At 56.5% G+C, this 12,821-nt stretch carries 10 protein-coding genes, 1 tRNA gene and 1 other RNA gene; 3 read left to right on the top strand and 9 right to left on the bottom strand.

Translation table 11 applies throughout. The features are described 5' to 3' along the window. Positions 1-154: 154 nt before the first annotated feature. The 8 genes from K0B87_01700 to ffs all read right to left on the bottom strand — a co-directional run bounded on the left by K0B87_01700 (position 155) and on the right by ffs (position 7,460). Positions 155-1,372, bottom strand: a complete 1,218-nt coding sequence (locus tag K0B87_01700) for a 3-deoxy-D-manno-octulosonic acid transferase (protein ID MBW6513449.1) — start codon at positions 1,370-1,372, stop codon at positions 155-157. Positions 1,373-1,423: 51 nt separating this feature from the next. Next, positions 1,424-1,501: transfer RNA gene (locus K0B87_01695), tRNA-Asp, on the bottom strand. A gap of 242 nt (positions 1,502-1,743) precedes the next feature. Continuing rightward, on the bottom strand, positions 1,744-2,121 hold the full coding sequence (locus K0B87_01690) for a chitobiase/beta-hexosaminidase C-terminal domain-containing protein (GenBank protein MBW6513448.1): 378 nt from the start codon (positions 2,119-2,121) through the stop codon (positions 1,744-1,746). Continuing rightward, a complete protein-coding gene (locus K0B87_01685; GenBank protein ID MBW6513447.1) occupies positions 2,039-2,206 on the bottom strand; it encodes a hypothetical protein in 168 nt (55 codons plus the stop codon). Before K0B87_01685 ends, K0B87_01690 begins: the two co-directional genes overlap by 83 nt. Before the next feature lie 775 nt (positions 2,207-2,981). Then, on the bottom strand, positions 2,982-3,908 hold the full coding sequence (locus K0B87_01680; GenBank protein ID MBW6513446.1) for a divergent polysaccharide deacetylase family protein: 927 nt from the start codon (positions 3,906-3,908) through the stop codon (positions 2,982-2,984). Then, a complete protein-coding gene (locus K0B87_01675; GenBank protein ID MBW6513445.1) occupies positions 3,878-4,399 on the bottom strand; it encodes a DUF192 domain-containing protein in 522 nt (173 codons plus the stop codon). Before K0B87_01675 ends, K0B87_01680 begins: the two co-directional genes overlap by 31 nt. 7 nt (positions 4,400-4,406) lie before the next feature. Beyond that, positions 4,407-7,301, bottom strand: coding sequence for a carboxypeptidase regulatory-like domain-containing protein (locus K0B87_01670; GenBank protein ID MBW6513444.1), 2,895 nt, complete (start codon positions 7,299-7,301; stop codon positions 4,407-4,409). 60 nt (positions 7,302-7,361) lie between these two features. Next, positions 7,362-7,460, bottom strand: an RNA gene (gene ffs / locus K0B87_01665) — signal recognition particle sRNA small type. 101 nt (positions 7,461-7,561) lie between these two features. On the opposite strand from ffs, the gene K0B87_01660 reads away from it, so the two are divergent. From K0B87_01660 to K0B87_01650, 3 genes are read left to right on the top strand one after another with little or no spacing between them, the layout of a single operon-like run. Continuing rightward, entirely contained in the window at positions 7,562-9,175 is a 1,614-nt protein-coding gene (locus K0B87_01660) for a T9SS type A sorting domain-containing protein (GenBank protein ID MBW6513443.1), read from the top strand. Then, positions 9,172-10,602, top strand: a complete 1,431-nt coding sequence (locus K0B87_01655; GenBank protein ID MBW6513442.1) for a hypothetical protein — start codon at positions 9,172-9,174, stop codon at positions 10,600-10,602. Before K0B87_01660 ends, K0B87_01655 begins: the two co-directional genes overlap by 4 nt. Before the next feature lie 31 nt (positions 10,603-10,633). Further along, positions 10,634-12,124, top strand: coding sequence for an MBOAT family protein (locus K0B87_01650; protein ID MBW6513441.1), 1,491 nt, complete (start codon positions 10,634-10,636; stop codon positions 12,122-12,124). Between the two features lie 355 nt (positions 12,125-12,479). Here K0B87_01650 and K0B87_01645 read toward each other — a convergent pair whose 3' ends face one another. Further along, positions 12,480-12,656: a hypothetical protein gene (locus K0B87_01645; protein ID MBW6513440.1), complete on the bottom strand. Its 177-nt coding sequence runs from the start codon at positions 12,654-12,656 to the stop codon at positions 12,480-12,482. Positions 12,657-12,821: the final 165 nt, after the last annotated feature.

Raw genomic sequence — 12,821 nt, 5'->3', positions numbered from 1 at the left:
CCATAATTGGTCGCGATCAGCTTGCCGCCTATGTTTTGCCGGCCACGGCATCGACCCCTCTCCCCTGTCTCCAGTTCGCAGCAATGCGGGCAAAGCAAACAGCGGACCCTGTTTTCCCCCCTTTGTTCATAAAACATCGCTTCACGTTCTGTAATCATAGCCATGGTTCCAAACCTCGCAAGTGATTTTCCAGGGAGCGGCTGTTCCTGTCAACGCATTTTTTGGCGTTGCGCCCCAGACTGGCACGCCTTTCGGGATGATCGTACAGGGACACGATATCCTTGGCCAGCTCTTCCGCGCTGGAGATCTGGATCGCCGAATGAGACTGCAGATTAAGCACAGACGCGGAGCAGGAACTGTGATGCGGGCCCATGATCACGGGTTTGGCATAGAATGCCGGCTCCAGCGGATTGTGGCCGCCAAAATCATAAAAAGAGCCACCCACGATGGCGATGTCGCAGATGGCGTAAAACTCGTTCAGATGGCCGATCGTGTCCACCAACAGGACTTCCGCGCCCGCTCCAACCGGCAATTGGGAAAACAGCGCGTGCCCGGGAAACAGGGCCTGGACCTCAGCCGCCCTTTTGGGATGGCGGATGGCGATGATGAACTTCAGGTTCGCGATACCCAACTTTAGAGCTGGCAGGATGGACTGAAGCAGCTTCTCCTCCCCAGGCCGCGAACTGCCCAGGCAGATGAGGAAATCCTGCTGCCGGTAGCCGTACTTCTCGCGCGTCGCATAAACATCGTATTCCGGAAGCTGGATGGCGAATTTCAGGTTTCCGGCGTTGTGGACCGGGATGGAAAAAAGCTGCCGGAATCTCTCCGCGTCGGCTTCGGATTGGGTGAAAACCGCCTTCACCGGAGCCTGCAGGTAACGCCACAGCCATTTCAGCCTTAGATATCGCCTCAGCGTATGGGCGGACATCCGCGCGTTCACGAAAACCACGTCCCGGCCCTGCGCTCTGGCCTGGTCCAGCAGATTTGGCCAGATCTCGGTTTCCACGATGATGATCAAGCCGGGATCGATCGCCTGCAGCTGTTTTTTGCGCAGCCAGGGCAGGTCCAGAACCGCCAGATGCGCCGGCACGCCAAGGTTTCTGGCCTGCGCCAGTCCGCTGACCGTGGTGGTGGTGACCACGATCTTCTTCTCCGGATGCCTCTCCTGCAGCGCTTTCAGCAAGGGTTTTACAGCGTTCACTTCGCCCACGGAAGCGGCATGGATCAGAATCCCCTTTTCGCTGCTTGTGGAATTGTAGTTCAATGCCGCCTGGTATTGTTTCAACCCGAGAAATAGATACAGCAAGGGATAGAGGGGGATGATCAGAATCTCCAGGATCCGGCTGAACAGGCGAAAGATGATCAACGGCATGAAACGCTTCCTATTAAAAAAAATGGATGCCTTTGCAGGCATCCGAGTATATGGCGGGAGCGACGAGACTCGAACTCGCGGCCTTCTGCGTGACAGGCAGACGTTCTAACCAAACTGAACTACGCCCCCGCGCTGTTCAATTAATGTTTTGTAGGGGCACGATTTTGGCAGCCCCCTTATCTGTCAAGCGAAAATTTGGACCGGACCTTACAGCTTGAGCAAATGTAGCCAGAGCTTTCCAAAGCAGGGGTCCCCGCTCGCGGGGCTTCCGCTTCCCTTCAGGCGGAGGATCGGAATCCTCCGGCTACAGGGTTTCCCCTTTTTCTCTTTTTCCCTTTTCCCCTTTCAGGCGGAGGATCGGAATCCTCCGGCTACATTGCCACCAATGCCCAAGCTCCAAAAGCCAAGAACCGATCAGTTGATAGCCCTGCAGAGACGAAACCCGCCGGCGTAGCTGTTTCGGTCGGCTCGCTGCCGTCGTCGGTATAGCGTATCGTTGCTTCTTCCGTGGCGCAGGAGATGCTCACGCTTTGGGGACTGGCGTAAAAGCCGCCGGGCGGGTCAAAGAAAGGCTGTGCCACCTCCCCGGCCCAGTCGTCGGCGATCACTTTCACCCGGTAACTGGTTCCGGGCCCCACTCCGTCCTGCCCGTAGTGCCAGATGATCTCATAAGCCGCGCCAGACGCTGGAGCCGGTCTGCTGGATCGGAGGAATGATGGATTCCTCCACTCCGGTCTGGGTGATCTCAAACACGTTGGATTCGCCCTCGCCGACGAAGGCTTGGATGCTCCCCGTCAAAACGAGAAGCGCCAGGAAAATGAGGATCTTGTTCATTGCCTTTCTCCTTGCTGGTGCTTGTATTCTGCCCTGCCGGGCCTCCGCCGCCCGGGAATGGATTCCCGGCTCGTGATGCTTTTCTTTCCTACATGAGATAAAATCGCGCTGGCATTGCCGCGCGCGCAGCCAATAACCTGGTCTCTCCATACAGATAACCTCTATGCAATATATGCTACCATGCTCATTTCTGTCAAGCTAATTATAGCTGTTTCATATATTTACCAGCACGTACAACAATGGCGCCCTCTTTGGTTCAGAGCTAATGGGGCATAGTGGTGTGCTGGCGGGATGAAACTTGGAGTCGAGCGGGACCCTGGAGTCGAGCGGGGCGGTCTGTGGCTTGTCTTGTTCAAGCTCCAGGTTCTGTCTCCGCCCCGCATGGACTCCAGGATCTCCTGCTCCGCGAATGAGGGTTGTGTTGCTGGAGTCCATGCCCGCCAGCCATAACTCAAGATATCTATCAGCGGAACCGGGTAAAGGGCGGGCTCGACTCCAGCGTGAGCCGTCCCTCGCTCGACTCCAGCGAGGTGGATTCGACTCCAGCCCAGATGGCTCCCCTTATCAATACGGTGTTAATACGGACTCATTACGGACAAAGTCCGTAGTGAGTCCGTATTGATAGCGTAATGATAAGGAGAAAGACGGGCTAAAGGATTGGCGTGGAGATGTTAGCGCAATGAGTGTGAGCAATGTTCCCAGCGGAAGGATAAAATACAATCAGCAAAAGTCTTATCCAGGTTGATCCTTGTTGATTCCCAATTATGTCAGTGAATCAAGCGGAAATGGCGCTGGCCCGGGAGAGGGTGGTGAGGCGGACTCCCATACCCTGGACCTGGGTGATGAATTTCTGCAGGGCCTTCAGCTTATCCCGGCTGTGGCAATGGGTGATGATGATGACGGGCTCGCTTCTGCCCTTGTATTTGCCCAGGGACGAGATCTTGCCGGCCAGGGTGGCGTCGCTGTTATCCGGCACGTCCAGAAAGATGTCCCGGCGCAGGGCCGGATAGCCCATAGTCCGTGCCAATGCGGGGCCCACGGTCTCGCCGGTGGTGAAGCTGTCCGCGAAGAACAAGCCTTGGGCGTGCAGTTGCCTGAGGATAAAGGACATGGCGTCCCGGTTCGCCGTGACGGCACTGCCCATATGGTTGTTGGCTCCGATGGCCATGGGCAGTTGGGTGTGGAATTCATCCAACAGCGCGGAGATCTCGTCTTCCGTGGAAGTGGTTTTGATGTATCTGTCACCCGGATTGGCTGAGGCGGAGAGAGCCTGCATGGGAACGTGGATCAGCACTTCGTGGCCGTATTGGGCGGCGATCTGGCCGGCCTGCCGGGTGTGGGAAAGATCGGGCAGAACGGCAAAGACGACCTCTGATGGCAGCTGCGCGAAATCCTCCAGCAGCGCTCCGCTATTGCCAAAATCATCCACGATGATCACCACATCCGGGATCTGGTCCGAATCGGTCCAAGTGTAGGCATAGTCTTTCAGGGCAAGCTTTTCCGCGCTTGCTGCCACCTCCTGGGCCTGTTCGAGTTCTGCGGTGGGGATCTCTTCGTCCAGGTGGCGTTGATAGATGCTGGGCCTTTCTTGTGGCCTGCGGGTCCGGTTTGCGGCTGAATCCTGGCTCTGGCAGGAAAAAGCCAACGCGGCCAGGCTGAGCGTTACAATGATCAGGATCCGGTTGAGGGAGCGAGCGTCCATGTGAGGGTGTCTCCGATATTGAGCTTGAGTTGATGGGCAAGCCCGGCATTGATCTCCAGGACGTATCTGTAGATGCCTCCGGGTTGGATTGTTTCTTCGCTGAAGGGATGAGTGTTCTCGGCAATGTGCATGATCCTGCGTTCGTCGTCGATAAACAGGATATCCAAAGGCAGGTAGGTGTTCTTCATCCAGAAGGGATTGCGGGAAAGGCCTTGAGGATCAAACAGCATGGCCTGGTTTGACGCCATGCTCTCGCGATACATGAGGCCCTGGGTGATAGTCCTTTCCGTGTTGGCGAGCTCGATGCCGAAGCTGCCGCGGAGATTTCCGTCCGGTGCTAAAATGCTCAGTTCCCCGTCCTTGCGGAAGATCGTGCCGGGAATGGCGCTTTCCGCTGTCTGATCCGTTTCCGGGCTTTTAGGTTCACGCTTGCAGGCGCTGAGGCCGAGGACCAGGGTCAGGATCATTAGGGAAAGAAGATATCTGGGCAAAATTGCCTCACTTGAGCAGGATCATTTTCCGGGTGAGGGACTCTCCCCCACTCTCCAGACGGTAGAGGTAAATCCCGCTGGAAACTGGTTTGCCAAAGTCATCCCGTCCGTCCCAGACGAGATTCTGAACCCCGGCCGGCTGGATTCCTGACAACAGGGTCTTAACAAGCTGGCCTTTGGCGTTGTAGATCCTCAAGTGGGCCGTCTGGTGCGCTTTGGCCAGGGAAATTGTGATGCGCGTGCTGGGGTTGAAAGGATTGGGATGGTTCTGCGCCAGGCTGAACACCGGAACAGGAACCAAAGGATCATCGCCGGCCGCGGAGGTGCTGATGAAAACCGAGCCAGGAACGCCGTTGAGGCTGTATTGCAAAGTGAAATCGGAAGGATCGTCCTCCAGGGTTACGGTCAGGGACAAATGCTGCACGGCATGGCCGGCATAGCCGTAGCGATCCTCATCCGCGTTGAAGAATTGCCCGTAAAGATCGTCATGCAGGGTCCCGACGTGGCTGATCTGGACAACATTCACCGGCGAGGTGGAAAAACTGATGGATTTCAGCAACTCCGGGTGTTCGAGATCGATGACCAAAACCCCATTGTAATGTGCCGTGAGCACCGGATCGCCCGGGTTTTCCGGCACATCGGTCTGCACCGGCAGGCGCCAACCCGCTTCGCCAATATAGTTGAACAGCAGCCAGGCATCAAAGGCGTCAATGCTTTGGTCCGCGTCCAGGTCGCAGGCAGCGATCCGCTCTGCCGACCAAGGCCGGGGATCGATGTCGGGAAGCGGGTCCAGGCCGATCGAATAGGCCAGGATGCTCAGTCCGTCGGCTTTGGTGAGCTGCCGGTTGCCGTCGGCATCGCCATAGATTAGCTCTGTGGAGTCGATGCCTTTGATGGTGATGTCGTCGAGATAGATCCCATCGGCCGTAACGCTGTAGTCCGTGACGATCAGGAAGCGGACATGCACGCTCTGGCCGGCAAACTGGGCCAGGGAAAAAGACATGTCCTGCCAGCTCAACTGGGTGCCGGTGATGCTGCCCAGGGTCGTCCAGTTGGAAGTGGTGTTGGAAGCCTGCACATAGACGAAATCATAGCCGTTTTCCAGGGCGTAGGCGGTTCTGAATGTAAGAACAGGATTCTCTATATTTTGCAATGAGATAGGATTAGTGAGTAAAAGTGGTTTACTGATTCGATTGGCATAGTTGCCGCCCGGAGAGTCAGTTATCACACTCTCGCCTTGGTAGGTCGAAACGCCCCAGGGCGGCGTGGCGGTCCAGTTGCCGATCGTTTCGCAGGGGTCAGAGAACAGCTCAAGAGGATCTGAGATCACGAAGATCCGCCGGGTCTCATCCCGGGTGAGCAAAAAAGATGTTTCCCAGATCACTGCTCCGGCCTGGCTGAAGCTGATCTGATAATTGCCTTCGTAGATGCCGTTGATTTGGAAATTGCCGAGGGCGTCGGTGTTTGCCGTGATGGGAGTTTCAGCCAGCAGAGCGACTTCCAGCCCGGCCAGGGGGTAACCCTCAGGATCGCGGGCCTGGCCACGCAGATTCACGGACACGGCGTGTTCGAGTACGAAGTTGTGGCTCGTGGAGCCGCTGGCTGGAACGGTGATCTGGGCTGTTTGAGGCAGATAGCCATAGGATTCGGCAGTGATGGTGTACGAGCCTGGCAGCAGCAGTCTGTGGAAATCGCCCACATCCGGATCGGTGTGCATGGCCTTGGCGTTGCCCTGCACGGTTATCTTCGCGTCCAAAGGAGTTCCAGACGAAGAGGTCACCAGGCCGTGAACTCCCTTGTGGACGAATTCCAGGTAGGACAACATCGATTCCTGGTTTTGCGCCCAATAGGTGGGCAGGGTGGAAGCCGGCGGCCAGAAAGAGTTGCTGATCTCCGCGGTGATGTCGATGCAATCGGTATAGCCGTAGTTCCAATCCTGCATCGAGCCGGTGATCACGTACCACTCCGCGCCATTGGTGATGCCGTTGGGAAACTCGGTGCTGTTGTACATGGGCAGGTTGTGGATGGAGTAGGAGAGCGCCGCGGCCTGGATCAGTGCGTCGTCCGGGGTGAGGTTATAGGTATAGTCCCAAGGATAATTCATCACCAGGGCGCCGGTGTGGAAATTGGCTGAGAGCACGAAGCTCTGATCGTTGCAGAAATCCATGACCGCTATGTTCTCGGGCGCCCAGGCGTTTCCGTCCGGATGCTGGTTTCCCGTGGGCATCGGGAAATTGCGGTTCAGGTCCACCCCCGCCGCGTTGTAGCGCTGGCCGAGGACAAATCCGTCGGGATTCATCATCGGGCAGATCCAGATCTCCGTACTATTCACCAGATCAGTGATACGGGCGTCGGTCCCGTATTCGGAGGTGAGCAGTTGGATCAGCCGGATGCACATGTCGTAGCCCACCACCTCGTTGCCGTGCATGGACGAGATATATTTGAATTCGGGTTCCGCTTCTTCGAGCGCGGGATTGTCCGTTATCTTGAGAAAGTAGAGCGGCCGGTTCTGGATCGAGGTTCCGACCTGGACAAGCTGGCAGATGTTGGGATACTGGGCTGCAGTGTCGACCATGAATTGATGATATTGGTCAATCGTGTAATACTCATCCCTGGGCGCGCTGCCGGGATCTTGCGAATGCAGGCGTAAAGCGTTCTCGCGCGCCTCATCGGGGAGCTTGGCAGCCTGGAAACCGTGGTCCAGAAGCTCTTCAAATTCCTCGTTGCCGCGCACGTATGCCGTGATGCTGCCGCTTTGCCGGTTGACGTTGACGACGCTGATGTTCATCTGGCTCAGGGTTTTCGCGTCGGCCTGGGGATTCCAGCTTCTGATCAGCACGGGATAGCCATGGGCCAGGGCCATCAGGAGCATCAGGGCTGGGATCAACACTGCTTTTTTCATATGGAGTTTCCTTAACATTGTTCGTGAAGAGATCTGAAGCAAGATTCAAGCCTAACAGATCAAAGCCAGGCTGACAGCGACACACGACCCACATTGCTTAATGCTGCTTCATTCCTGATCTGACATGGTTCACAAGCGATCATTGCGCTGCGCCTGGCAAGGCCAGAAAAAAGCGAGGGGCATATTTGTCAACTGAATTCAGCTTTTTCTCTTGTCAAAAAAGCGATTGCCGGAAACATTGTTTTTTTTGTGAGGTTAAATTGAGATCATATCCAATCATCATGATAGTCCTGATAATTGGCGGCCAGCTTGCAGCAGGCGCCTGGCAATGGGCAAGCGGCTTCGGCTCCCAGGGCATGGAATCGGCCTGGGACCTCGCGACTGGCCCTTCCAATGAGTATTTCTACGTGAGCGGTGAATACACCGACTCGCTCACAGTCAATGGTGTTTCCTATCCCTCCAACGGCCAGTCGGATTGTTTCATCATCAAATATTCCGCTTCCGGCCAGGTCCAGTGGGTGAAAACCTTTGGTTCGACAGAAGGCGACGTCTGCCTGTCCGTCTCGGCTGACGCCGCTGGAAACTGCTATTTCACGGGGTTTTTCTCCGAATCCATCGCTCTGGACGGATACTTCATCCAGGGCGCCGGGCAATGGGACGTTTTTTACGGAAAGCTGGCTCCCAACGGAGGCCTGCTCTGGATTAAGTGCTTTGGCGGAGTCCAAAGTGACATGGGATACGGGATCGCGGCCACTGACCAGGGCGATTTCTATGTCACGGGCTGGTTTGCCGATACGATCACGCTTTCAGACACGGTGAGCCTCACCAGCTACGGCGGCAGCGACATCTACCTGATCAAATTCGATACCAACGGCGATCCGCTCTGGGCACGCCACGCCGGAACCGTGGGGGTGGAATACGGATACAAGGTCGACGTGGACGTCACGGGAAGCCATGTCTACATCACCGGGCAGGCCAGCCCCGGCAGCAATTTTAACGGGATCACGACCGACGCCATGGGCATGTTCGTGGCCCAATACGATTCCAGCGGCAACATCCAATGGGTGCTGCCCTCCTGCAATGCCGGAGCCATCAATATCTCCGCCGACCATTATGACCCGGTCGACCAGGAACATGCCGTGATCGGCAGGGTGACAGGCACTGGCACGATCGGAAACACCACCCTGAATAGCGTGGATGGATCGGACGACATCTACATCGCCTGGTTTGACAGCTTCGGAAACTGGACGAACGTGGAGCATTACGGCGGCCCCGGTTCCGACAAGGGCAGGGCGATCGACATCGGTTCCGAGACCGCGGAGCTGTGTTCCTTTGCAGGCCAGGTCGATTTTGGCGGGACCACTTTGTATGGCAATGGATATTGGGACATCGGCATCCTGCAGAGCCAGCATGCGCCGATCAGCGCTAGAAGCGTCAATTCGGACGTGGGCACGGATATCAAGGCCTTCGGCCCGGGAAAGTTTATTGTCACGGGCTGGTTCAGCGGAGCGCTTAAATTCGGCTCCCACATCCTGGATAGCGGCTCTGAGGCCAACCTTGACGTTTTCGTGGCCGTCTACGACCGTCTGGCCACTTCCGTTGATGACCAGACCGTTCAGGTCCGGCCAGGCCTGGCAGCCCATCCCAATCCGAGTTTTGGCGGCTTCACGATCGAAGCCAAAAACAGCACCCGGATCGATGTCTACAATCTGCGCGGACAACTGGTGCGCCGTCTCCAACCCGAAGCGGAAAACAAAGGTGTGGGCCTGTTCCGCTGGGATGGCCGTGACCGGCTTGCACAGCGCTGCCCGGCTGGAGTATATCTGCTCAGGTCGGATCAATCAAGTTCCCGGGTCCTGCTTCTCGACCAGTGAATAGATCATTCTGGCGGCCGTTTCTGATCCTCGGCACAGCAGTCTTGCTGATCTCGATCGTCTTTCGGCTGCTTCCGGATTGGGATAACCAGGTGTTCCCGATCAAGCGGATGGACTGGCTGGAAGAATTGCTGAGGGTTTTCTTTCCGCCGGAAATGGAAGAGCCGCAAACCGCGGAAGAAGAAGCGCCCGTGGAAAATGAAACGGTTCCCTTGCGCACATTCACCGCCAAGCTGGCCCAGCTCAAGGCAGAGGGCCAGGGCAACATCCGCATCGCCCACTATGGTGATTCCATCATCGAAGGCGACCTGATCACCGGCAAACTGCGCGAACTCCTGCAATCCGAATACGGAGGCAGCGGAGTCGGCTTGGTTCCCATCACTTCGATCGTGAGCGATTTCCGCATGACGATCGGGCACAGGTTTTCCCGCAATTGGGAGTCCCGTTCCTTTGCCAATCGTGGCTCTTACGACGTTCCCCTGGGCATGATCGGCTATACTTTCATTCCCAGGAACTACTATCTGGCTGAGACCGTGATCAAGGTGGAGCCAAAGATCGCGGTTCCCGACTCGCTCCAGGCAGACAGCGTCCGCGTTGCCGCTCCAGCCACCAAAGCGAAGAAAGAGACCCGCCGCATTGCTGTCGCCGGCCCTGCCTGGGTCGAATACTACGGGACCGACAATCCCGGCGGGGCGCCCCAGTTTCGCAGGATCCGCCTTTTTTACAGCCAGGCCTCTGCCAAGTCCAGGATCAGGGCCGCGTTTGACGGCAAGCCTTCCCAAACCTTCCAGCTTCAGGCGGAGGAAGGCATCCAGGTCCTTGATCTGAGTGCCGGAGGCCCCGTGAACAAGGTCCGCCTGGAGTTCGACCCCAGGGATCCCATCCACGTCTATGGCGTCTCTTTTGACGATACCGACGGAGTTTATGTGGACAATCATGCCGTGCGGGGCTACACTGGGATGTATTTCAATGCCCTGCCGCAAGAGCATATGGCCGGGTTTCAGGAACATCTGGATTATGATTTGATCATGCTCCAGTATGGGCTGAATGTCTCGCAGCCCAAGGCCCGTGATTACGATGATTACAAAACCATGATGATCAGGTCGGTCCAGCATATCCAAGCCGCTCTGCCCGATGTGCCGATCCTGATCATCGGCGTTCATGACCGCGGCATCAGACAAGCCGGAGTTTTCCAGACTTCGCCGGACATTCCGCTGCTGGTGAACACCCAGGCCGAGATCGCCGCGGCCACAGGCTGCGCTTTCTGGAACGTCTATGAGGCCATGGGCGGCCTGAACTCCATGCTGGAATACGTCAATGCCAAACCCCCGCTGGCCAACACGGATTACACCCATTTCAACCTCGCCGGGGCAAACAAGATCGCCGCCATGCTGTATGAAACGCTCACCGGCGGGGGCGCGAAGTGAGCGATCCCCAGGGGTCCTGGAATTGACCTGAATGAGTGTTGGCCAGATCCTCCAGGTCTTCGGTTACGATCCCCAGAATCCGCTGATCTTCAACAGCGGCTTCTTCCTCTTCTTCTTCATCGCCGTTATGCTCTTCTACCCGCTCGTGGTAAGCAGGGTGCGCGTCCGCACCTGGTATCTCCTGATCTTTTCCCTGTATTTCTATTACAAGACCAGCGGCGGATTCGTGCTCATGCTGCTGGTGACCGCGGGCATCAATTTCCTGTTTGGCGGCCTCATCGCGAGGGAAAAAAACAAGGCGGCCAGATCTGCCCTGCTCTGGATCAATGTGCTCTGGAACCTCGGATTCATGGGCTATTTCAAATACACCAATTTTGTGATCGCCACCCTCAACCAGGTCTTTGGCGGCTCATTGCCCCTGCAGGACATCATTCTGCCCGTCGGCATCTCCTTTTTCACTTTCCAGGCCATGAGCTACACCCTGGACATCTATTTCGGGAAACTCAAGCCGGTCCGCAATTTCGCCGATTTCGCCTTCTTCGTCTCCATTTTCCCCCAGCTTGTTGCCGGCCCCATCCTCCGCGCCTCCTGGTTCATACCCCAGATCAACAAAAAACTGTCTCTAAGCCAGGAACAGATCTCCAAAGCCCTGATCCTGATCTGCGCCGGCCTGATCAAGAAAGGCGTGATCGCGGATTACATCAGCATCAACTTTGTGGATCGCGTATTCGACAATCCCGCCCTGTTTTCCGGGGTGGAAAACCTGATCGCCGTCTATGGCTATGGATTGCAGATCTATTGCGATTTCAGCGGCTATTCGGATATCGCGATCGGCCTGGCGACCCTTTTGGGATTCAAGATACCGCCGAACTTCAATTCCCCCTACCGCGCCGCCTCGATCACGGATTTCTGGCGGCGCTGGCATATCTCGCTCAGTTCCTGGCTGCGCGATTATCTCTACATCCCTCTGGGCGGCAACCGCAAAGGCAGGTTCCGCACCTACGTCAATCTGATGGCCACCATGCTCCTGGGCGGGCTTTGGCATGGCGCTTCCTGGAATTTCGTTTTTTGGGGCGGACTGCACGGAGCTGCCCTGGCGCTGGACAAACTGATCCAAACCACCATCGGCAGGCGTTCCGCGGCTTCGATGCTCAAAAATCCCGACCCCTCTCCCCTCTCCAGGGTCCTCGGACTTGTGCTGACCTTCAATTTCGTCTCCTTTGCCTGGATCTTTTTCCGCAGCCGGGATTTTGCCTCTGCCTGGCTCATGCTCTCCCGGATCTTCACCAAATTCAATCCCAGGGTGATCTTTCTCTGGCTGGCGCAATACCATGTCGTGGCCGCCCTGATCGTCCTCGGCTATCTCTTCCACTGGGTTCCCAAGCGCTTTGAACTCGGCCTGGAAGAAAGGCTCAGCCAGGTCCCGGTCGCCGTCCAGGCTTTCATCCTGGCCATCGTCATCTGGATCCTGTTCCAGTTCCGCGCCGCCGATCTCCAGCCTTTCATCTATTTTCAGTTCTGATTTGCCCAGGCCATGGGGCCCTCTACCCCGCTTTTTATGCCCGTGTCCCTCTGGTTAAAATGGAACCTCTGTCCTGCTGTTTTAAAAAAACCTTTGCTTTTCTCTGCGTAAATCCGCGCTTTTTATCTGCGAAATCTGCGGGAAACCAAAAAGCCCGGGACCGGAAAACCCAGCCCCGGGCATTCTTGTCATCCCGGCGCAGGCCGGTATCCAGTTCTTTTTCAGTTGCCTCTTTTTTGCAGTGTTTTTTCTCAGCTTTATTGGGGCTTGGGCACGGCGCAGCGTCCCTTTTGCCCTTTTGCCCTATTCCCCTTCCCACACCGCTTCACGCATCACGCTTAACGCTTAACGCCGGTTATTTCTCCACTTTCAGCTCAAAGCCCAGCTTGGCGAAGATGAGCTCGAGCAGGATCAGGATGATCAGTTCGAAGAAGCTCTGTTCGTCTTCCTCGACCACCAGCGGGATGTCCACCACCTTGTTCACCTTGGTGGCCAGTTCCCGGGCCAATGCTTTCACCAGATCGCAATCCATATTTTCCTCCTTGTTTTTCTTTGTTTCACGCGGATCGGCGCGGATAAAAGAGCAGATCAGCGAGGATTAATTCTGGTGGAAAGGCTGCGCTTGGGAACGCCGACGTCCTCGTCGGCGAAGCTCCGCAGGAGCGGCATATTTTAGCCCAGGGTGTAAACCCTGGGG

The organism is Candidatus Syntrophosphaera sp., from assembly GCA_019429425.1.
Lineage (GTDB): Bacteria > Cloacimonadota > Cloacimonadia > Cloacimonadales > Cloacimonadaceae > Syntrophosphaera.
The sequence above is the reverse complement of the archived record's forward strand: the minus strand, read 5'-3'. Positions and strand labels throughout refer to the sequence as shown.

What these genes read in the sequence shown, in the direction of transcription:
- K0B87_01650 (MBW6513441.1), top strand. Translation starts at nt 10,634, where the DNA reads ATGAGTGTTGGCCAGATCCTCCAGGTCTTCGGTTACGATCCCCAGAAT.
- K0B87_01680 (MBW6513446.1), bottom strand. Translation starts at nt 3,908, where the DNA reads ATGGACGCTCGCTCCCTCAACCGGATCCTGATCATTGTAACGCTCAGC.
- K0B87_01645 (MBW6513440.1), bottom strand. Translation starts at nt 12,656, where the DNA reads ATGGATTGCGATCTGGTGAAAGCATTGGCCCGGGAACTGGCCACCAAG.
- K0B87_01685 (MBW6513447.1), bottom strand. Translation starts at nt 2,206, where the DNA reads ATGAACAAGATCCTCATTTTCCTGGCGCTTCTCGTTTTGACGGGGAGC.
- K0B87_01670 (MBW6513444.1), bottom strand. Translation starts at nt 7,301, where the DNA reads ATGAAAAAAGCAGTGTTGATCCCAGCCCTGATGCTCCTGATGGCCCTG.
- K0B87_01700 (MBW6513449.1), bottom strand. Translation starts at nt 1,372, where the DNA reads ATGCCGTTGATCATCTTTCGCCTGTTCAGCCGGATCCTGGAGATTCTG.